Source organism: Winogradskyella damuponensis, from assembly GCF_039538385.1.
Taxonomy (GTDB): Bacteria; Bacteroidota; Bacteroidia; order Flavobacteriales; family Flavobacteriaceae; genus Winogradskyella; species Winogradskyella damuponensis.
Map to the genome: position 1 here is coordinate 37,959 of NZ_BAABCB010000015.1, position 21,614 is coordinate 59,572.

The 21,614-nt window shown below is 31.8% G+C and carries 22 protein-coding genes and 1 other RNA gene; 10 read left to right on the forward strand and 13 right to left on the reverse strand.

The window, feature by feature from the left end:
- Positions 1–7 precede the first annotated feature (7 nt).
- From ABD730_RS05980 to ssrA, 3 genes are all read right to left on the reverse strand, one after another.
- Positions 8–2,344: a hypothetical protein gene (locus ABD730_RS05980; protein ID WP_344713285.1), complete on the reverse strand. Its 2,337-nt coding sequence runs from the start codon at positions 2,342–2,344 to the stop codon at positions 8–10.
- A 16-nt stretch (positions 2,345–2,360) separates the two neighbouring features.
- Entirely contained in the window at positions 2,361–3,527 is a 1,167-nt protein-coding gene (locus tag ABD730_RS05985; protein ID WP_334466948.1) for a Pycsar system effector family protein, read from the reverse strand.
- Between the two features lie 204 nt (positions 3,528–3,731).
- Positions 3,732–4,127: a transfer-messenger RNA gene (gene ssrA / locus ABD730_RS05990) on the reverse strand.
- A 494-nt stretch (positions 4,128–4,621) separates the two neighbouring features.
- Here ssrA and ABD730_RS05995 point away from each other — a divergent pair.
- The 3 genes from ABD730_RS05995 (at position 4,622) to ABD730_RS06005 (ending at position 7,808) form a co-directional block, all read left to right on the forward strand.
- Positions 4,622–5,491: a DMT family transporter gene (locus tag ABD730_RS05995; protein ID WP_334466950.1), complete on the forward strand. Its 870-nt coding sequence runs from the start codon at positions 4,622–4,624 to the stop codon at positions 5,489–5,491.
- 330 nt (positions 5,492–5,821) lie between these two features.
- Entirely contained in the window at positions 5,822–7,027 is a 1,206-nt protein-coding gene (locus tag ABD730_RS06000) for an NAD(P)-dependent oxidoreductase (protein ID WP_344713288.1), read from the forward strand.
- Positions 7,014–7,808 carry an SDR family NAD(P)-dependent oxidoreductase gene (locus tag ABD730_RS06005; RefSeq protein ID WP_344713290.1) on the forward strand — a complete coding sequence of 265 codons (795 nt, stop codon included), beginning with the start codon at positions 7,014–7,016 and terminating at the stop codon, positions 7,806–7,808. Before ABD730_RS06000 ends, ABD730_RS06005 begins: the two co-directional genes overlap by 14 nt.
- A gap of 59 nt (positions 7,809–7,867) precedes the next feature.
- Here ABD730_RS06005 and ABD730_RS06010 read toward each other — a convergent pair whose 3' ends face one another.
- From ABD730_RS06010 to ABD730_RS06035, 6 genes are all read right to left on the reverse strand, one after another.
- On the reverse strand, positions 7,868–8,272 hold the full coding sequence (locus ABD730_RS06010; protein ID WP_344713292.1) for a ribosomal maturation YjgA family protein: 405 nt from the start codon (positions 8,270–8,272) through the stop codon (positions 7,868–7,870).
- 9 nt (positions 8,273–8,281) lie between these two features.
- The gene (locus ABD730_RS06015; protein WP_334466960.1) at positions 8,282–8,575 is read right to left on the reverse strand and encodes a hypothetical protein; all 294 of its coding nucleotides are present in this window, start codon (positions 8,573–8,575) and stop codon (positions 8,282–8,284) included.
- Positions 8,576–8,646: 71 nt separating this feature from the next.
- A complete protein-coding gene (creD, locus tag ABD730_RS06020; protein ID WP_334466961.1) occupies positions 8,647–10,038 on the reverse strand; it encodes a cell envelope integrity protein CreD in 1,392 nt (463 codons plus the stop codon).
- Positions 10,039–10,131: 93 nt separating this feature from the next.
- A complete protein-coding gene (locus tag ABD730_RS06025) occupies positions 10,132–10,425 on the reverse strand; it encodes a winged helix-turn-helix domain-containing protein (protein ID WP_215925491.1) in 294 nt (97 codons plus the stop codon).
- A gap of 24 nt (positions 10,426–10,449) precedes the next feature.
- On the reverse strand, positions 10,450–10,827 hold the full coding sequence (locus tag ABD730_RS06030) for a hypothetical protein (protein WP_334466963.1): 378 nt from the start codon (positions 10,825–10,827) through the stop codon (positions 10,450–10,452).
- The gene (locus ABD730_RS06035) at positions 10,824–11,432 is read right to left on the reverse strand and encodes a hypothetical protein (RefSeq protein WP_344713295.1); all 609 of its coding nucleotides are present in this window, start codon (positions 11,430–11,432) and stop codon (positions 10,824–10,826) included. Before ABD730_RS06035 ends, ABD730_RS06030 begins: the two co-directional genes overlap by 4 nt.
- Before the next feature lie 108 nt (positions 11,433–11,540).
- Between ABD730_RS06035 and ABD730_RS06040 the strand changes: the two genes are divergently transcribed.
- Entirely contained in the window at positions 11,541–11,666 is a 126-nt protein-coding gene (locus ABD730_RS06040) for a hypothetical protein (protein WP_334466967.1), read from the forward strand.
- Positions 11,667–11,672: 6 nt separating this feature from the next.
- Positions 11,673–12,041: a DUF1801 domain-containing protein gene (locus tag ABD730_RS06045; RefSeq protein ID WP_334466968.1), complete on the forward strand. Its 369-nt coding sequence runs from the start codon at positions 11,673–11,675 to the stop codon at positions 12,039–12,041.
- 96 nt (positions 12,042–12,137) lie between these two features.
- Here ABD730_RS06045 and crcB read toward each other — a convergent pair whose 3' ends face one another.
- Both crcB and ABD730_RS06055 read right to left on the reverse strand, forming a co-directional pair.
- The gene (gene crcB, locus ABD730_RS06050) at positions 12,138–12,503 is read right to left on the reverse strand and encodes a fluoride efflux transporter CrcB (protein ID WP_334466969.1); all 366 of its coding nucleotides are present in this window, start codon (positions 12,501–12,503) and stop codon (positions 12,138–12,140) included.
- 51 nt (positions 12,504–12,554) lie between these two features.
- Positions 12,555–13,574 carry an SRPBCC family protein gene (locus tag ABD730_RS06055; protein ID WP_344713298.1) on the reverse strand — a complete coding sequence of 340 codons (1,020 nt, stop codon included), beginning with the start codon at positions 13,572–13,574 and terminating at the stop codon, positions 12,555–12,557.
- Positions 13,575–13,668: 94 nt separating this feature from the next.
- On the opposite strand from ABD730_RS06055, the gene ABD730_RS06060 reads away from it, so the two are divergent.
- The 5 genes from ABD730_RS06060 to ABD730_RS06080 all read left to right on the forward strand — a co-directional run bounded on the left by ABD730_RS06060 (position 13,669) and on the right by ABD730_RS06080 (position 19,793).
- Positions 13,669–15,705 (forward strand): dipeptidyl-peptidase 3 family protein, encoded by a 2,037-nt coding sequence (locus ABD730_RS06060; RefSeq protein WP_334466971.1) that lies wholly within the window; start codon positions 13,669–13,671, stop codon positions 15,703–15,705.
- A gap of 345 nt (positions 15,706–16,050) precedes the next feature.
- Positions 16,051–16,899 (forward strand): hypothetical protein, encoded by an 849-nt coding sequence (locus ABD730_RS06065; protein ID WP_344713300.1) that lies wholly within the window; start codon positions 16,051–16,053, stop codon positions 16,897–16,899.
- Between the two features lie 656 nt (positions 16,900–17,555).
- Positions 17,556–17,780: a hypothetical protein gene (locus tag ABD730_RS06070; protein WP_334466975.1), complete on the forward strand. Its 225-nt coding sequence runs from the start codon at positions 17,556–17,558 to the stop codon at positions 17,778–17,780.
- Positions 17,781–17,794: 14 nt separating this feature from the next.
- Positions 17,795–18,283 carry a P-loop nucleotide/nucleoside kinase family protein gene (locus ABD730_RS06075; protein ID WP_344713302.1) on the forward strand — a complete coding sequence of 163 codons (489 nt, stop codon included), beginning with the start codon at positions 17,795–17,797 and terminating at the stop codon, positions 18,281–18,283.
- 22 nt (positions 18,284–18,305) lie between these two features.
- Complete coding sequence (locus tag ABD730_RS06080; RefSeq protein WP_344713304.1) at positions 18,306–19,793, forward strand: pyridoxal phosphate-dependent decarboxylase family protein; 1,488 nt, start codon at positions 18,306–18,308, stop codon at positions 19,791–19,793.
- A 55-nt stretch (positions 19,794–19,848) separates the two neighbouring features.
- Here ABD730_RS06080 and ABD730_RS06085 read toward each other — a convergent pair whose 3' ends face one another.
- Together ABD730_RS06085 and mnmC2 are read right to left on the reverse strand one after the other, a co-directional pair.
- Positions 19,849–20,754, reverse strand: a complete 906-nt coding sequence (locus ABD730_RS06085) for a TIGR01777 family oxidoreductase (RefSeq protein WP_344713306.1) — start codon at positions 20,752–20,754, stop codon at positions 19,849–19,851.
- 169 nt (positions 20,755–20,923) lie between these two features.
- Entirely contained in the window at positions 20,924–21,613 is a 690-nt protein-coding gene (mnmC2, locus tag ABD730_RS06090; RefSeq protein WP_344713308.1) for a tRNA (5-methylaminomethyl-2-thiouridine)(34)-methyltransferase MnmC2, read from the reverse strand.
- Position 21,614: the final 1 nt, after the last annotated feature.

The following is a 21,614-nucleotide window of genomic DNA, read 5'->3' on the forward strand; positions in this document are numbered from 1 at the left end:
TTTCTTCTTATACGGCCTGTAAATCTTCTATTGTAAAAATATCCGATACTTTTTTTAGCTTTCTGTTAATGTCTACTCTAATTGCTTTTATGCCACTAGCTCCTTGAAGCTCTTCTAATTCTACAATTTCAATATTAGTTCCAATATAATTTTTGGCTTGTAGAAATTGGAAATAAGCTAAATATTCTTTCTCCATGGCATTACTAGAATACACAACAGAAAGTTTATGTGGTTGTGTTAAACGCTCGTTTGTATTTTTAATGTGGGCTTTGTCTATACGCTTTTTAATCATTTCGTAACGTACATTATACGCTCCATCAACATCAAATTGTTTTTCATCTATGCGATAGCGAATAGTAATCGGGATATCATAAGCAAGAATTAAGGATGCCACTTCTAATTGTAAAGGGAATTCTTTTTGTTTTTCGTAGTACATCGCTTCCATTTCGCAAGTCACTTGTAATTGCCATAAACGTAAGTTGTACAATACAGTGGGATGATAGTTTAAATGCTTAGAGATAGATTGTCCGATATATAAATTATGCTCAATGCCATCTGTTTTGAATTTTTCAAAATAATGTGGAAATATCTCTTGAGCTTTTAGTTGTTGTTGGTCTAAAAATGAAGACAGGGTTTTGTTTCCTTTTTCAATAGTAATATCATAGGCTTTTCTAGCGTCATATAAACTACTTGTTGTTTTGTCAATTGTTTTAAGAAATTCTTCGACATCTTCAATGCCTTTAGAATTTTTCTGAAAATGTTCGAATAAAGGAAAGAGTTGTTTTTCGAAAAAGATATTAATTTCTTGTTCTGAATTGGTGTGAAAATTGTCTTTTAATTCCGCTAAATAATTGTCAATTTGAAAAATTAACTGTTCGTAAAATGGTAAATTTATTTTAATCCTATTTTTAAGGATGTCTTTACTTTTTTCTAATTGTCTTGTTAGGTCTATTCTAATGGCTTCGTTTCGTGCATTTGATGAACCAACCACGTCTATTTGTCCAAAAAGAGGAATGACATCTTTAAATACAATTTCTTGAAAAACCGGATTCTCTCCAAAGTTTCGTTCTTGTATGTATTTGTTAGCTTCTTCTTCAAAACGCCATTGTACAGAGGGATGGATAGCTGTACATTCTTGTTGTATAATGGCACTGATTTCATTTTGATGTTCTGAAAACGTACGTTTAGAGTAACTTAAAATAAAAGGTAAAATGGTATCTAACTTTACCATATTAATGGCATTAAGCTGGTTGGGCTTAAATGCTGCTAACTCTATAATAAAACCTAATTCACCATTAATAGGAACAGGAATGAGGGCTACACTTTTTAAACCTTTTTTTAATAACGTACTACTTAGCCTATTGCCTTTAGTTCTTTTATGATATGTTTCTACGTTGGAAATAATAATTGGTTTACAATCTTTAAATAGATGACAGTTAACATGTTCGCAGGCGTATTCATTAATGCTTACATCTTCATCTGGTACTAGTGTTAGCATATTAAAATTCCTATCAAAAGGAGAGATAATCTTGTCGTGCTCTACACTGTAGCTTCCAAGTTGCAAATCTGGATTGTTAAATATGCGTCTAATGTCTTCAATTAAATATTGAAAACTTTCGTTATTAGGTTGTATTAAATGGGTTTTAAAATCATCAATGCGTTCGTCTAACGAGGTGTCTATAAGGTTTACTATGCCAAAGCCTTCAATAGTCCATGAATCTTTTGGGAAGTATTTTTTCCAAATCTCAATATCACTAGCGTTGCTTAATAATTCATCTAAAATTTCTTCTGTAATTTCAATGGCATTTTCGTTAGGGTAGATGTCTAGGAAGTCGGCATTAAAAGCCACACGATAACGCTTTCTGTCACCATTTTTGTCTGTAATAGATAAGGTTTTTGGTCGTTCAAAATCGACATTGAATTTGTAATGGATATTCAATATAATAGCATAAGTAAGCAAATCGAAAGAGTCTTCATAATCCTTATACAGTTCATTAAATACATTTTCGCTTGCTTCTGCATTTTTAATAATGCTTTCTAATCTTGAACTACAGTAAAAAACATCACTAGCATACGGAGTAACCGCTGCTTTAATCTCATTATCCGTTAAGGCTGAGGGGAAAATATAAGACATCAACTGGTCTATGATAGGCTTATGCTTCAGAAAATCTTCTGTAGTATTTGTTCCAGTAGATAAAATAGGATGTTTATCAAATAATTTTAAAGCTTGCTTCGCTTGTATTTGCACCGAAACATTATTAGAGTCTAATAAGTCTATAAATTTATCCCTTAATAAGCGTAAAGATATATTTACTTTAAAAGGTCCTGTAGTTTTGTTTTTCATAGCGTTTAAATTAATATTATACAGGCATGTTTATATAATAACTATAAATAAATGCTGCTGCCGAGATAATAATTCCGAACATGAAAACGGTATAGGTGATACGTAATAATTTATATTTTCTATTTAGCACCAAGCCTAAATAATACAAATCTTTTGTAAGTGAATTGTATAACGTTTCTTCATTATCCATTAAATAGTCGATTCCCCATTCAAAATCTTGCAAATTCATTTTATGAAAATTTCCAAAAAATAGAATATTGGTTTTTTTCTCCTTAATCATCGCTTTTGTAATGGCTACATTAGATATTTTAGGACGTGTAGACAATACAGATAAGACTACAGAGGCAACACTAAAAAGCATTAAGATTAAGGTAGGATACACTAAAAATAAATTGGAAGGATTGTCTAGTTTAGGAATTAAGTTAGATAAGGCTACAGAAATAATTATTGCGTTTACAGATAGTAGTATGTTGGCTTTGGTATCTGCAATAGCACTTAATTCTATATGATTTTTTAATTGCACACGATACATCGTTTCAACACCTCTTCCAAACCTTGTGTTTTTATCTTTTTTATTCTCCTTAGCAGTTAGTTTATGTAACTTTTTTTGAATTTCTAATACATTAAGCTCCTTTTTAGGTTGCCAAATTTGTTTAGCAGAATCGGAATAAAACGAATGGTTTTTAAGAAAGGCGATGTTCTGTTCCATCCATTCTATATCAGAAAGTGTATGGTCATTTTTAGCATTTATCTCTTTTAGTAAATTTTCCGAAATATCTAAATAGTCATCAGAAGCAATATGCCCACAATCGGCATCTTTAATAATAGATTCGAGTTTGTTGTTAGGATTAAGATCCGTTTTTGTTGCTAGAATTAACTGTTCAACTTGGTCTAGCAGTTCTTCAGGAACATCTTGTTCCTTTAGATAAGAACGTGCAATCTTAACGCTTTCTTCTTCATGACCAATATCTGTATAAATATAACCCGTATCATGAAACCAACCCGCCAATAATAAGGCTAAAGTCTCTTGTTCTGTGCATTGTTCTCTGTTGGTTAATTCTGTAATACTAGTGACAACGTTTCTAGTATGAATAGCGTTGTGGTAATAGTTTGTTGAAGCTAGCTGTTTATTTAACAGCTCTGCAACATATATTTCTACATCGAGTAACAGCTTTTCTTTCATATTACAAATTTACATTGTTTTAATAGTCGAATAAAGTGATCTTTACTATCATTTTTTATAAATGAAGGATAATACGATTTGTTTTTAATCACCTCACTTTTGTGATGTAACGAAATAGGTATTCCTTTTTTTTATGGTTTTTAAAGATACTAAAACCAAAAAAAAGCCTTAAATCATTTGGGTTAAATGATTAAGGCTTTTAAATTGTGGAGTCGGAGAGAATCGAACTCTCGTCCAAACAAGTAACCAAAGGGCTTTCTACACGTTTATTCTTTTCTTGGGTTTTCGATTGCAAGCTGGTTAAAGACAACCCACTTACAACTTAGCTTTTTAATCTCGAAAAGGCATCAAAGCGCTACCTAATCTTAGTTAATTTTTACGATGCCTCAAAAAAGAACGCCATTAACCAAGGCTTTCTGGAGACATTTAGCCTTCCTACCTAGTAGGAATGAGCACGAATCTTACTATAATTCAGATTATGCAGCTAAAGCGTAGTTATTCTCGCCGTTTAAAATTTGGTCTAGCCTTTTAGGTGTTTCAATGCCATTACACCACGTGCTTACCATCTAATTAATCTCGCTGTCAAAACCAGTCGACCCCATAATGAAATAGTAAATTTTTAATTTACGTCATTGAATTAATCCTAAACTTGCTTCAGGAACTCATCCATCCATAAATGATAATAATATTTTGGGCGTTACCTTTTCAGGTCGGGCTGTCCGCTATATCTTTTGCTCAAAAAAGCAAAAGGATGCCGCTTCCATCCCTAACGCACTAATCCAAGAAACCTATAGTATAAGTTCAAGGGCTGCAAAATTACTAAAAATACTAATGCAAAAGCTATACCAATCTTGTTTTATATGTATTTGCAGAAATAGTGTCAGTATATATATTTTAATCTTTAGGTATCAGAAGGAAGTGTTTTTCTAAAGTGAAAAAAGAATTTTAGTCACATAATCCATCAATAAAATTTATTACGTTTACCTCTCTAAATTCTATAGGTGTTTTAACATTATAAATTGGGTATAGAATCTTAAGAAATAGTTGTTTTAAAGCTTATTTTTGCCGACTTCAATTTACTAATTCAACAACACATGACAAAACCAAGAATAGCACTTGCGATTGGCATTATTTGTATTTCAATATTTCCAATATTGGTGAAGCTAAATCTTACACCAGGACTTGTTTCAGCATTTTATAGAATGGCCATAGCCTCTCTTTTTATTGTGCCTTACGTTCTTATAACAAAACAGTTTAAGGTAACGTCTAAAAAAGCATTAGGGTTTTCTATGATTTGTGGAGTTGTATTTGGTTTAGATGTTGGTGTTTGGAATATTGCGATTCAGCAATCAACAGCCACACAAGCAACTTTGCTGACTAATTTGTCTCCAGTCTGGGTAGGTGTTGGAGCTTTTTTATTTCTAAAAGATAAACCAAAACAGAATTTTTGGATGGGTACCGTTGTGGCCATTATAGGTATGGTGCTTTTAGTAGGATTTGATTTGTTTCTCAATTTTGATTTTAATATCGCTTTTATTTTTGGTGTCTTGTCAGGAATGCTCTATGCTGTTTATATGCTATTAAGTAAAACTATTTTAGAAGAAATGGAGGTCATGACCTTTATGATGATTAGCCTATTATCTTCTACTATAGCCTTAGGTGTACTTAGTTATGTTTTTAATGAACCGTTTACGGGATTCTCAGATGCTGGGTGGTTGGTATTAGTGGTTCAAGGCGTGGTGTGTCAGTTGTTAGCATGGCTACTTATTAGTTTTGCAACAAAGCACATGCGCGCAACAAGAGTTTCTGTAAGTTTGTTAGGACAAGCTGTATTGGCTTCCATTTTAGCTTGGTGGCTACTAGATGAACAAGTGTCCTTACAAATGGTAATTGGAGGTATTGTATTACTCTTTGGAATTAGACTTACATTTTATGAAAAAGCGTTGCTTAAAACTAAAGCTTAACTGTATTAATCGTGGTTTTATTTACAACGATAGTTCTGGTAATAAGTTATTTGAACAGCGTTTGTAAAAAAACAATAATTAAAGTACCGTAAACCAGAAGCCTGTAATATTTAATGAATGCTGTTGCGGACCTTAAGGCATGTAAATATTTTTAACCAAAGAATGTTTGCGAAAACATGCAAATCCGCTTATTTTCGTGAAAATATTTTCAAAATTAAATGCTGGAATTATTGAATTTCTTTGAGTCTATTTAAAGAAATTAATAATGTATTTGTAATATAAATACTGGCAATATTTAATGTAGAACTATCTCAATTTTAAAATTTATCTATGACATTTGCTATCATAAAAGAACGTAAAAATCCACCAGACAGACGAGTTGTCTTTTCTCCTGAAACTTTAGCCGAAGCTAGAACTCAATTTCCTGAAGCTAATTTTATAATAGAATCTTCAGATATTCGTGTTTTTCCTGATGAGGCATACAGAAAGTTAGGTTTTGAAGTATTAGAAGATGTGTCGCATGCCGATGTAATGATTGGTGTAAAAGAAGTGCCAATAGAAGATCTAATTCCAAATAAGAAATACTTTTATTTTTCACATACCATAAAAAAACAACCTTACAATAGAAAGCTTCTAGTTGCTATGCTAGAGAAGAATATTGAAATGTTTGATCATGAAACTATAGTGAAGAAGAGTGGAGCAAGACTTATAGGTTTTGGTCGCTATGCAGGTTTAGTTGGAGCTTACAATGGTTTTAGAGCTTTAGGATTGAGAGATAATTTATTCAATTTACCAAAAGTAGAAACACTTGCCGATTTAGATGCTGTAAAAGCAGAGTTAGATAAAATTACACTTCCTAATATCAAAATATTACTTACAGGAACAGGGAAAGTGGCTTACGGAGCAAAAGAGATTTTAGATCATTTAGGTATTAAAGAAGTTAGCGACGCCTTGTATTTAACGTCTCAGTTTACAGAGCCTGTTTATGTTATGGCCGATGTTATGGAGTATGCCAAACGAAAAGATGGTAAAGTAGGAGATAAGTACAAGTTTTATAAAGACCCTTTAGGTTACGAGAGTAATTTTATGCCTTATGCTAAGGAAACTGACTTTTTTATAGCAGGTCATTTTTATGGTAATAATGCACCTTATTTATTTACAAGAGAAGACGCCAAACATCCTGATTTTAGAATAAATTTAGTGGCAGATATATCTTGTGATATTGATGGCCCTGTAGCAAGTACTATTAGACCATCAACAATAGCAGACCCTTTTTATGGTTACGATCCTCAAAAAGAAGTCGAAGTAGATTTTGATGCAAAAGATGCCATTACAGTTATGGCTGTAGATAATTTACCTTGCGAATTACCAAAAGATGCCAGTGAAGGTTTTGGTACTACCTTTTTAGAACATGTGATTCCTGCATTTTTTAATAATGATAAAAACGAAGTTTTAAAACGCGCAAAAATCACAGAAAACGGTAAGTTAACAAAACGTTTTAGCTATCTACAGGATTATATTGATGGGAAACAATAATATTAAAACAGCTTTAGTAACAGGAGCAGCTTCAGGTTTAGGGTTTGAGTTAGCACTTTTGTTAGCTAAGGATGGTTACCATCTGGTTTTAATTGATATAGATTCAGCAAAATTAGAAGCGGCAAAAGCTAATATTTTAAAAGAGTATCCAACTCAAATTATCGTAATGGTAAAGGATTTGAGTGTTATAAATATTGCTCAAGAGATTTATGACGATCTCAATACGCTTAACATAGATGTTATTATAAACAATGCAGGTTTTGGTTTGTTTGGTACTTTTTACGAGACAGATTGGGAGCGAGGATCGCAAATGCTGCATCTTCATATTTTAACAACAACGCATTTAATAAAGTTAATTTTACCAGGCATGGTTGAACGTGGTTCGGGTAAAATTTTAAACTTATCGTCTTTAGCCGCATTTCAACCTGGTCCATTAATGGCTTTATACTATGCTTCAAAAGCTTATATTTTATCTTTTTCTGAAGCTATTTCTAACGAATTAAAGGGCACAGGAGTGACAGTGACAGCATTATGTCCTGGTCCAACAAAAACAGCATTTCAAAGTACTGTATCTGAAGATGCTGCAGAAAATAAAATAGCTTTTAATATGGCCTGCGCAAAAGAAGTTGCTCTTTATGGCTACAAAGCAATGCAAAAAGGTAAGGTCATAGCAATTCCTGGTGTGTTTAATAAGTTTTTATCTTTTCTGCCACGAGTTTTAACTCGAAATAGAACGACTAAAATTGTAAGGAAAATTCAGGATAAGAATAGAGATTGTTAATGGTTATTTATAGGATTTTAAGTATTCATTATTAGGTTGTTATCTTCTAAATTAACATGCTAATAATTAATTTTGTCTTTTTTTTCTATACCTCCTTTTGAAATGTAAATTTCAAATATTAAAACAGTAATGATTCCTAGAGTATAAGCGACCAAATCTGTGACCTGAAATGTGCTTCCAAAAATAAGTTTAGCTGTAAAACTGTCTTGTAAATTAAAGTAGGTTAAGAATGGGGTAAGCTGAAGGAATTCTACGAGATAAGCAATTAAGAGGACGACTAATGCCGAAACCCAAATTTTCAGATTGGTACATCCTCTAATAATTGCATATAATAAAATAACACATAGATAATCGCCAAATGTATAGCGAATAAATCCGGTTTTAACGATAAAGGCAATAGCTAATTCTACGAGAAAAAGACTGTGTGCTAATACTAAATAGTTTTTATTGAATTGTAGGTACATATTAAATGTTTATTTAATGACTATAAAAAAATAACAAATGGCAATAGGAATATTTAAGAGTAACAAACCACACGTTCTAAAAACTAGGCTTCTGTAAGTCCAGTACACAAATGCTGTAATTATTAATATCAGAAACATAATAGCATTGGTTATTGTGGCATAGCCAACATAATACAAGCCGGTAATAACTATTGAGTTTGTATTTGGAAATAGTAAAAACGAAACCAATAAACAAGTGCCAAGCACAAAACTGATTAAACCAATGAGTTTGGCTGTATTAATAATATGATATAAAGTTTTCATACATTTTCTCTTAAAAAACCTCGCTCATTCCTTTGGGATAGAAGCGGAGCGAGGATCATCACACTAACTAATTATCCGTTATTCCAATCAATTTTACGAGAGACAAACATTACCGTTGCTAAGATTAAGAACAATCCAATACTGCCAACTAATAAGGCGTAGTTTTCAAGTTGAATAATGACGTAAATAAATGAATACAAAGCAGTCAGTGATAAGCCAATTAATGCCGAAAATTTAAAATTTCTAAGTATAGATTTAGAATAAAGTGTTATAAGTAATACCACAGATACACCAGCTATTAAATATGCTTTTAAGAAATTACTATGTTCTGAGATTGAAACTAATAAGGTGTAAAACATTACCAAAGCCAAACCAATCATTAAATATTGAAATGGATGAATATGGATTTTACTCATGGTTTGAATTAAGAAAAATATTAAGAATGTGAGCCCAATAACTAAGAATCCATATTTAGCAGAACGCTCACTTTTTTGATATTCATCTACTAAAACCACGAATTTAGTACCAAAAGCAAACGGTTTTAAACTAGGAACTTTCTTTAAGTATTTTTGTGAAAACGCTCTGTTTATAGATAACACTTTCCAGTCTACTTTAAAGCCTTCTTTTGTTATGCTTCTGGTTTCATCATTAGGAGAATAGTTGCCTATAAATCCAGGATCTGCCCAGTTTGATGTCATTTGCATAGTTGTTGTTTTCCCAACAGGAATGGCTTGTATTTGTTCACTACCATCATAAGTTACTTTCATGTTAAACTTAAAATTGGTTTTTAATAGCGCTTCGTTTATAAATCCTGTTTCTAATTCATCTAATTGGTTGCCTGATGTATTGTCATTATAGTTAGTTTCAAAAAGATAAGGAGTGCCGTCTATGTTTATTGCCATTTCATTTTTAATACCTTTTAAGTTGGTTGTTCTAAATAAAATTGAAGCTTTTTCCCAAATGACATCCTCATTTTTAATGCCTTTATCTTTAAGGCTTGGTTGCTTGTAATTGCCTTCTATTATCATGTTAGAAGTAAAAACAGCAGATTCAAAATTACCTAAATGCAAGGTTTTTGATTTCACTGAAGCATCAATATCTAGTTTTTCTGGAAATATATAAGCGTAATTAATGTGTGTTTTGGTTTCCTTTAAATAGGTCTTTGTTTTTTCGTTAAAGGTTGAAGTTTCTGAATAGGTTTTATAGGGTAGTTTTAAAATAGGACCATACATCATCACCTCATTTCCCCATTTTTGATTAATCTCTTGTACAACATCTTGTTGTCTGTAAGAGCGTTCTTCAATGAGTAAATTAACGTAGGTTAAGGGAATAAGCAATACGAGAATTAAAGTACCAACCATTAGCATTCTTGCTGTGATTGAGGTTTTTAACCATTGACCAAACTTGTTAGGTTGGTGTATGGGTTTTTGATTCTCAGTGTTTGGGTGTTCAGGATTTTCCATGTTGTGTGTATTTAATTTGTTATATTATAAAGTACTTTGTTTTTCAAAGTGAATAGTTAAAAAAAAGGAGACATACTGAGCGTAGTCTATATATTATGTTTTGTGTATTAATTTTTCTAGGGCTTCAATATGTTTTTTAAATTCTGCTTTTCCGAGTTTAGTAACACTATATCTTGTGTTTGGTTTTCGGCCAATAAATTGTTTTTCTACTAAAATATAGTCTGCTTTTTCTAAAGCTTTGGTATGGCTTGCCAAATTACCATCTGTAGCACCAAGCAATTCTTTCAGCATATTAAAATCGGCAAACTCGTTTACCATAAGAACAGACATAATACCAAGTCTTATCCTATGATCAAAAAGTTTATTTATGTTTGTTATTATACTCATCTTGTTTCCTGTAAAAACAGGAATTTATTTAATTTCATAAGGGGTGTCAAATTTACTATTAATCATAATAGTGTCATTTAAAACTGTAATATTAATAACGTCTTCAATTTGATACCCATTTGTATAGTATCCAAAACGTTTAGAAATGATGGTGTTGTTTTCAGAATTTTTAAATGATATGACATAACTACCATCAGAAGTTACCTTATTCATTTTTGTGAAAAAATCAATCGTTTTGCTTTTGCCTAAACGGATTAACTGCTGTTTAGAATCGGGTAAAATACTTAAGGAATCTATATTAAAGTTACTCTTATTTGTAATCATAAATTTTCCTTCATTAGAACGGCACGAAAACAAAAGTAAAATGCTTAAGATGTAAACCCAAACGTTTTTTAGTTTCATTTTACGTCATATTTAAAATGCATCCAAGTGCCATAAATAATGTGCATAATACCAAAACCAATAACCCATAACCAAAATCCAAATCCTGGATACAGCGCTGCAATAAGACCTAAAATTATTTGAATAAATCCTAAGTATTTAATATCACCAATGCTATATTTTGAAGCATTTATTAAAGCTAAACCATAAAAAATAAGCATTAAGCCACCTGTTTGGCCATATTTTCCTTGACTTAAAATAATGAGTATATAAAGTCCGCCAGCAACTAATGGAATTAAAAAGTTAAAGAGTAATCGCTTAGAAGAGTTATCCCATATTTTCTCGTCATTCTTTTTTGCTTTTCTTGTTGTTAGAAAAATTCCTGTTGTGACACTAAAAAATGCAACTAAGAATAAGATGAGCATCACAGTTCTAAAAACCCAACCATCTAATATAAGTGTTCCGTAACTATAAGTTGTTACTATATAATAGGTGAGTGCAGCACCAATGAGCGCGTAAATGCCAGCTAAGATTCCAGACAAGCCACTTAATGAAATAAAACGAGATGATTTATTCATCAAATTTTTAATTTCACTGATATCTTTTAAATAATCTTTGTCACTCATAATTAAAGTACTTTGAAATACAAAGTAAAGTGAAATATTCGATTTCAACAAATTTATTTTAGAGATTTGACTAAATTTATGACTTATCAGTTAAAATATTAAAGCAATATGATTGAATTACTTTTAGCGATAGCCAATATTTCTGGTGGATTTTTGTTAGGATTAGCAACGTTAGATAAGTGGGATGGTGAACGCGACTTTTTTAATAGAATAATGATTAATAACTTAAATTAACAATAAATGAATCCAGCAGAAGTGCACATCCTTAAACAACCAGAACCATACAAATCTATTTTTTTGCATTTACAGGTTTTAATAGCACACACTTTGCCAGAAGCAGATTTATTATACAAATGGAGAATGCCGTGTTATTACATTGAAAAACGACCAATGTGTTATCTAAATAGAAGTAAAGATTATGTAGATGTTGGGTTTTGGCACTCTGCACACTTATCTAAAAAATGGGATGCTTATCTGATAACAGAAAAGCGAAAAGTTGTAAAATCATTACGTTATAAAACGCTAGAAGATATTGATGATGCTGTTTTTATTTCAATATTAAAAGAAGTGGAGAGTTTTAAGGAAAAGGGATTTTATCGAAAAAATTAATATCCGTTTTTTTATTGTTATGGTTTTAGGGGGTTAAAATATTTGGTTGTGTAATTCTAAAAAGACCTCTATCAATCTCAGTAACTTTTAAGAGGTTTATTTTACTAAAAAGAGTCCTAAAAAAACAGCTAAAAAGCCTATAACAAAACTAGCAACCGTATAAATAGCAAAACTCATAAAATCACCAGATTTTAAAAACACATGGTTTTCATATGCAAAGGTAGAAAAGGTTGTAAAACCACCACAAAAACCAGTAGCTAAAAGTAAGGTCTGGCTTTGAGATAAGGTTTCGTTTTTAGCGGCCATACCAAGAATAATTCCTATTAATAAACTCCCTATAATATTAGCTGCAAATGTGCCATAAGGAATTCCTGTATTAGAGTTATTAAGCCATTTACCAATAATAAAACGGAGGACGCTACCAAAACCACCACCTAGAAATACGAGAATTAGCTGTTTCAAATTTTAGTTTAATCGTTAGTTGTTAGTTTTTTTTTTCATTTTTAAATCAATCTACTTAATTTCTATATAGATTTCAGTAATCCATTTTGAAGGGTTTAGTTCATACATTGGATCTGTGATATAGGTTTCAAGCATCGATCCGCCATCAACCATTTCTAAATTATTATCGGCAATATAAGTCATGGTCGTTTCCCATGCTTCTTTTAGGTTAGAATAATTACCCTTTAAAACGGTTTTTACAGTTCTAAAAGATTCTAGTTTTCCTGTTAAAATATCAGGATCATCAGAAACAATTTTAGAATTGGTAGGTACAGCACAAGAAAAAATAACAGCATCATTCTCTTCATCCCATTTATGATATAAAACAAAAGGAGGACCAGCCATAGTGATATTGTGCGTTATAGCATAGGCACCAACTTTTGGTAGCATAGTTGTCATGTTTTTTTTAAAATCACCAAACTTACAAGATGTTGTGTTATATAAATAGTAACCTCCACTGTGTTGTGTAATGCCTTCAACCTTTATGCTATATACTTTCATTTCGGCCTGTATTACACTGTCTAGTTTTTCTAAACCTCTTTCATAATCAGGACCAATTTGTTTTTCCATACCACCTGTAAATGCAGAAAACATTTTAAAACCAAAAGGTAAATCTTTTCCAGAAATAGTCCAGGTTACCTCTGTTGAGCCATCTTCGTTAGGTTCAAATTTCCAAGTAACATCAGATTTTGGAAATTCGCCAAATTGCATTTCTTGTGTAATCGTTGTATTGGGTTTTGTATCAGTTGTAGTCATGTTTCCTATGTCATTGTCATCATTCCATTGGAAAGTACCGCCAATACCTTTAGTCTTTTCTCCTAATGTAATTATAATATCAGGTTTTGCTTCAACCCAAGCAGACCAAGATTCCCAATTTTTAAAATCAATAACATTATCATACACTACAGATTGTGGTGCATTTATGGTTCTACTTCGTGTAACTTCAAAGGAATTTGGTTGTACAGCAACATAAATTGATAACCCGATGATAAGTATTAATAGTAGTAATAGTATGTATTTTAAGATTTTCATTTTTAGGGATTAAATGGTGTTGTTTTTCAAAGATAGTCATTTTATGATATGTGATATATATGTTACATTTGTGTAGAACTAAAAACTAACAAATATGAATTTAAAATCACTATTTAAAATTTGTCTTTTTGCCTTATTAATTGTGGCATGTAAGAATGATGTAAAGGAAGAACCAACTGAAACTGTAGAAACAGCTAAAACAGACTTCAGTTTTAATGTAGAAGAGTTTGCCGATATTAAAATATTACGTTACCAAATACCAGGTTGGGATAACTTGAGTTTAAAGGAGCAAAAGTTAGTTTACTATTTAACAGAAGCAGGTCTTGCTGGTAGAGATATAATGTGGGATCAGAATTACAGACACAACCTTAAAATTAGACGTGCTTTAGAAAATGTTTATACCAAATATTCAGGTGATAAAACATCTGATACATGGAAAAATTTTACTATTTATTTAAAGCGTGTATGGTTTAGTAATGGAATTCACCATCACTATTCTAACGATAAAATAAAGCCAGATTTCTCTAGAGAAGATTTAAGAGAATTGTTTAAAGCAACAAAAACAGAGCTTGCTGAAGACGTGTTTGATGTCATTTTTAACGATAAGGATGCTAAGAAAGTGAATCAAGCAAAAGGCGTTGATAATGTATTGGCATCTGCAGTAAATTTTTATGGTCCAGATGTTACAAACGCGGATGTTCTTAATTTCTACAAAGACAAAACATCACCTGATCCTGATAAGCCATTATCTTATGGTTTAAATTCTCAATTGGTAAAGGAAGACGGAGTCTTAAAAGAGCGTGTGTATCATTTAGATGGTTTATATGGCTCTGCTATTGCTCAAATAATTAACTGGTTAGGAAAAGCAAGAGAAGTTGCAGAAAATGAAGAACAAGGTCATGCTTTAGATTTATTAATAAAGTATTATATGACAGGTGATTTACAAACTTGGGACGATTATAACGTTGCATGGACAAAAGCAACTAAAGGTAATATTGATTACATCAATAGTTTTATTGAAGTCTATAACGATCCAATAGGTTACAGAGGGTCTTATGAGAGTATTGTTCAGATTAATGATTTTGATATGTCTAAAAAAATGGCTGTGCTTTCTGAAAATGCACAGTGGTTTGAAGATAACTCACCTTTAATGGATGCTCATAAAAAAGATAATGTTGTTGGTGTAACTTATAAAGTTGTTAACGTAGCTGGTGAAGCTGGAGATGCATCGCCAAGTACTCCAATTGGAGTTAATTTACCAAATGCCAATTGGATTAGAGCTGCTGTAGGAAGTAAATCAGTATCTCTTGGAAATATTATTCATGCCTATAATAACGCAGGTGGTTCTGGACGATTGAGAGAATTTGCAAACGATGAAGAAGAGATTCAATTAGAAGAAGAATACGGACAATTAGCAGATAAATTACACACGGCATTGCACGAAGTAATTGGTCATGCTTCTGGACAATTAAATCCTGGTGTAGGTGAAACTAAAGAAACACTAAAAACATATGCATCTACTTTAGAAGAAGGACGTGCAGATTTAGTTGGTTTGTACTATTTATACGATTCTAAATTACAAGAACTTGGTTTAGTTGACGATTGGGAAAAAGTAGGTAAGGCTGCCTTTGATGGTTATATTAGAAATGGATTAATGACGCAGTTAATTCGTTTAAATCTCGGTGATGATGTAGAAGAAGCACACATGAGAAACAGACAGTGGGTTTCTGCTTGGGCTTACGAAAAAGGAAAAGCAGATAATGTGATTGAGAAAATTACAAGAGATGGAAAAACCTATTTTAATATTAATGATTATGAAAAATTACATGATCTTTTTGGACAATTATTAAGAGAAACTCAACGTATTAAATCTGAAGGCGATTACGAGGCTGTTGAAGCTTTAGTTGAAGGTTACGGAGTAAAAGTAGATCAAAATATTCATAAAGAAGTTATTGAGCGTAACAAGCAGTTTCCTTCGCCTCCTTACAGTGGTTTTGTTAACCCTGTTTTAGAGCCAGTAATGGACAAAGACGGTGAAATTACAGCGATTAAAATTACGCAACCAAAAACATTCGCAGAGCAAATGTTAAAATATGGAAAAATCTATAGTCATCTTCCAGATGTAAATTAATAGATTACTATTATATTATAAAAAAAGCACTTACAGTTTTGTAGGTGCTTTTTTTTATATTTACAAGACTTGTATTTAGAATAATGTTAAATTGAAAAAAAGGAAGCCTATATACAATAATTTCTCATGTAAGAATTTAGTGTATTCACGAGTTAGTATATCCGAATTTTCTCGTGCTCATTTTTGTTTATTACATTAGTTGCAAAATCACGCAACTAATAAACACGTTACAAATAATTATCAAGAACCAATAGTAACTTTAAAACACTTTTTCTATTGGCTTTGTAGTTGCTAAATGGGGTACTTAACCATGCATTAACCAGACATAAATAATTTGCATTTATTATGAAAAAAAATATTACGATCCTGTTAATACTATTGTTTTCAGTGGGGTTGAGTTTTTCTCAAATTCCAATTGAAGAATACCGAACAGAGGTTGAAAATTTAAAGTCGGCAAATGAATTAGAAGCATATTGGAATAAACTTTATCACATTGATCAAGAAGTTTTGGTCAATACAACCGATTTAAGAATCGCAGATAGTATATCTATTTCAAATATGATTAAAACGGCTTTAATGTTTGATATTCATAGATTAAATGAATATAAACCAAATGGTTATAGTGGTTTGTTAACAGTACTTAATCTTTCTCATAATTATATAGGACAATGCCAAATTGCATATTGGCCAATAATTGAAAAATGCGCGGAAATTGGAGGTGCTATTGATAGTTTTGGTGGAAAATATCCCGCATATCAACTAGAAAGTGTATCGCTTACATTTTATAACTATTCATTAATCAATCAAGAACTAAAGTATTCAGAGCTCTTAAATAAATTGAGCAAAATAAAAAGAGACCATATTGTTGATGAACTTTTAAAGTCATATCAAAATCAAAATAAATTGCGTAAATTAAATGAAGTTGCCGTTTTAAATAGTTGGTATCTTCAATCGTTCAAAAATCAAAAGGATAAAGGAGAATTTTCATTTGTAAAAATGTCAGATAATAATCTATACATAAAAAAGTACAAACGAATAGAAAAACTCGAATTGATTGAAACTAAAGAAGAATCAAAAATTTATAGGATAGAAAATGAACCTTTTGGTTGGACATACATTTATGGAAATAACGGAAGTTTATCTTTAGTTGACCATGAAAAAAATGAATTAATAAAATATACTTTAGCTAAATAAAATAACTAAACATTAACAAACACGCTGGCATTCATTGTGAAACTCAATTAAAAAAAATATTAAGATGAGAAAAAGAACATTTGATATCGTTTTTATAATATTAGCAACTGCACTATTGATCTTGTTATCGGAATACGGAATTCTAGAAAAATATATTGCTTTTTCAATAGTTCCTATCTTGATTGCGTATTTTTTAGGACAATACTCTGAAAGAAAATTCAGAAATTAAGTGTAAAGGTTTGAATTGAAAATCGTGAACTTAATGCAGAATTAAACGATTAATTTATCCATCCAAACCGAATAGTAAAAGTAGAATGATAAATTTTGGTCTTTTGCAGTTGAATATAGAAATCTATAAATCTTTATTTGCATTATTTATACTAGCGTTTTCTTGTATAACGTATTATTTTTATAAAAAGGATAATAAGATAAAAAAAGCAAGTGCTAACACTGTATCACATTAATTAAGGGAGAAAAGTCTTTTATGAGAATAGTACCGAATTACATGTTGTTTTTCTATGCTCATAACGATTAGATTTTTAATGATTAAATTCGTGCAATGTCAGGTAGCTCATTCTATCCAGGCTCTTAAAGTCTAGAATGAATTCCTAACAAAGACTTCAGGCTATTCTGAACAACATTCTGAATCCATTATTATGAAATTAAATCTATTATCATGCGACGCTCATAGACCAGACAAAAGGGCCATAGCTAACTGTATTACTGAGATGTCTACGAATGGAAATGCATTGCTATCTAATGAGCTTACAGAGATTCTTTTAGAAGGAGACGTTGTAGATATAGAGGTGGCAGATAAAAATTCAGGCTCAGCCTTAAGAGCCTTACGAAAGCTTGATATAGATTACGAAATAGTTGAATAAAAATTGAATGAAAAATGATTCACCTCATAGTCGGAAATACAGGTTCCGGAAAAACCACTTACGCTAACGAACTCAAAAGAAACATTAAAGGTGTGGTGTTTTCAATAGATACTTGGAACAATGTCTTGTTTCTTCCAGACAAAAAAGAAACAGATGGTTTACATTGGTTTTTAGAACGCATTGAACGTTCTGAACGTATGATGCTAGAGTTAATTCATCAGTTAGAGAGTTTAAAAATAGATGCCATTTTAGATTTAGGATTGTCTAAATTTGGACATCGCGAAAAGTTTAGAAAATTCGCAGAAATGAATAACTATCAAATAAAACTACATTTTCTAGATGTTTCTAAAGCCACAAGATTAGAGCGCGTAATGAAGCGGAATACAGAAAAAGGAGATACGTTTGAGTTTGAAGTGACAAAAGAGAACTTCGATTTTATGGAAACCTGGTTTGAAAGACCCTCAGAAGATGAACTTAGGGATGGTTTTGTGATTTCCGAATAAAAATTAATTAAATAATCAGAATATGGATAAGCGAGAAAATTCAATAGAGATCAGTAAAACTGAATTTCGAAAAATGGGTTATCAGCTCATCGATACCATTTCTGATTTTCTCGATGATATTTCAAATCAACCCGTCACAACAACTAAGTCAACAAAAGAATTACAACAGTTATTAGGTAATTCATCTTTACCCAATAAAGGTGTTTCTGCAGATGAGCTTTTAATATCAACTTCAAAATTATTATTTGATAATTCGTTATTAAACGGTCATCCTAAATTTTTTGGATTTATAACATCGTCAGCTGCACCAATTGGAGCTCTAGCCGATTTGCTAGCCGCTTCGGTTAATCCTAATGTTGGTGGGCAAATTCTAAGTCCGATAGCCACCGAAATAGAAAAACAAACCATTACGTGGTTAGCCGAATTTATAGGAGTGTCTCCAAGTTATGGAGGCGTTTTAGTTAGCGGAGGTAATATGGCTAATTTTACAGCGTTTTTAGCAGCAAGAACAGCTAAGGCACCAAAAAGTATAAAAGAAAACGGACTTTCAAATACTTCTAAACAGCTCATTTCATACTGTTCAAAATCTACACATACATGGATAGATAAAGCCGCGATTCTGTTTGGTCATGGTAGCAATTCTATTCGTTGGATTCCAACTGACGCTTCAAATAAAATGAATATTAAAGCTTTAGAGCAAAGCATTAAAGAAGATATTACACAAGGTCATCAGCCCTTTATGGTTGTTGGGACCGCTGGTGATGTAAGCACAGGTGTTGTAGATAACCTTAAAGCTGTTGCAGCTGTTTGTAAAACTCATGATTTATGGTTTCATATTGATGGAGCTTATGGTATTCCAGCCGCAGTTATTCCTGAGTTAAAAGATTTATTTAATGGAGTAGAGGAAGCAGATTCCATAGCACTCGATCCTCATAAATGGTTATACAGCCCTTTAGAAGCCGGTTGTACGTTGGTTAAAAATCCAAAACACTTAATTGATACCTATAGTTCGCATCCCGAATATTACAATTTTAGTTTAACAGAAGAAGGAGGTGCTTTGAATTTCTTTGAATATGGACTTCAAAATTCAAGAGGATTTAGAGCTTTAAAAGTTTGGTTGGCCTTGCAACAAATAGGCCGTGATGGTTATGTGAAGTTAATTAGAGAAGATATATCCTTATCAAAATATTTTGCTGAATTAGCAGAACAGCATTCAGAATTAGAACCTGTGACACATAATCTAAGTATTGCAACCTTAAGATACATTCCTCAAAATCTTGAAGTAAAGGGTGAAAAACGAGCCGAATATTTAAATACATTAAATGAAGCTTTAGTGAATGGACTACAAGCGGGAGGTGAGTTGTTTTTATCTAATGCTATTATTGATGAGAAGTATTGTATGAGAGCTTGCATTGTTAATTTTAGAACAACCAAAAAGGATATTGAAGAGTGTATTGAAATTATTGTCAAAGAAGGTCGAAAATTACATTCGTCACATAGTTTGACTTAGATTGCTACTATAGCTTAATCAAGTTGCTATTCGTAAGCCAAATAAGTAATTTCTATTAACCCAATAAATCGTCTAAAGCAGGTCTTAAGTTTACATACGTAAAGTTAAAGCCTTCAGATTCTACTTTTTGAGAACTGACGCGTTGGCTTTCAAACAAAAGAATATGCATCTCTCCTAAAACGAGTTTCATAGCAAATTTTGGAATGTTGGGTAATATTAATGGCCGATGTAAAACCTTTGCTGCAGCTTTGGTTAACTCTTCATTGGTTACGGGATTTGGAGCTATACCATTATAAATACCTTCAAAATTGTTTTGTACGGCATAAACAAAAAGTGAGGCTAAGTCTTTAACATGAATCCAACTTTGCCACTGTTTGCCACTTCCAAATGCTGCGCCAGCACCAAACTTAATGGGTTTTACAATTTCGGGTAAGGCACCACCATCTTTGGCTAAAACGAGTCCTATTCTAATTTTTGCGACTTTACAGCCTAAAGCTTTAAAACCATCTACAGCAGTTTCCCATTTGTCTACAACGTTACCTAAAAATGATTCTGATATTTCAGTATTTGTTTCTTGGTAATATTTGGTTAAACTCGTTGGGTAAATTCCAATAGCACTAGCAGACACTACTAAGTTAATTTTATAATTGTATTTTTTTATGGTGTCTTGTAGTAGTTGTGCTGTTTTAGTTCGGCTTTCAAGTATGGCTTTTTTATAGCTATCGGTCCAACGTTTAGATATGGAAGCGCCAACCATATTGATAATTGCAGTAACGTTTTCAAAACATTTAGGATCAATTTTATTGGTGTTAGGATTCCAGTAAAACCCTTTATAGTTTTCTTTGGTACTAAGTTTAGATTTTGAAGTTGTTAAATAATGCACAGCGATGCCTTTAGCATGACATTGTTTTACAATTTCCTGCCCAATTAATCCTGTCGCTCCTGTTATTAAAACGGTCATCTTTCCTTTTTATGTAAAGATACGAAATGGGAAAGGTGTGGGTGTGGAGTTTAGTTTGGATTTAACGTTTAATAGGGCATTGTAAAAATGATTTACCTATATGGTAATCTATTTCACCAGAAATGACTGTAACTAAAGAATATTGTTTTAAATATTTAATCTATGATGTTTAGAATGTTATAGACTCTTTTTTTTGAGCTCGTAACATTTCGCGTTTTCCAGGAGGTCCAGGCAGTCGCTCTACTGTAAAACCAACAGCTTGCATAGCGCGTCTTACACTTCCTTTTGCAGAGTAGGTTACTAACACACCATTCTCTTTTAGTGCATCAAACATGATTTTAAAAATGTCTTCTGTCCATAAATTTGGTTGAACGCGTGCACCAAAAGCATCAAAGTATATGAGGTTAAATTCGTTTTTATCTTCTATATCCTTGAAGAATTTTTGTTGTTTTTTTAGCAGAAAACTTGAAGTGATTTCATGTTGTTCCTCCCAAGACGTATTATGAAGTTTTTCAAAAATAGCATCTTGATTTTTTGAAATTAGCTCAACATAATTTAGTTGATTTATTTCTTCTAATTGAACAGGATAAGCTTCTACACCAACATAATTAAGTGCTAATTTTAGCTTTTCGGCTTCAATTAAAGTTAAGAAAGCGTTTAGTCCTGTACCAAACCCTATTTCTAGAATGGAAATGGGGTTAGATACCGAATAATTCTCAGAATAAAAAAGCAAACCATGTTTTAAAAACACGTGGTTTGCTTCTTGTATAGCACCATGAATAGAGTGGTATTGTTCGTTCCATTCTTCAATTTGTATGGTTTTAGAACCATCTGAGGTGGTAATTATTTTTCTCTTCAAA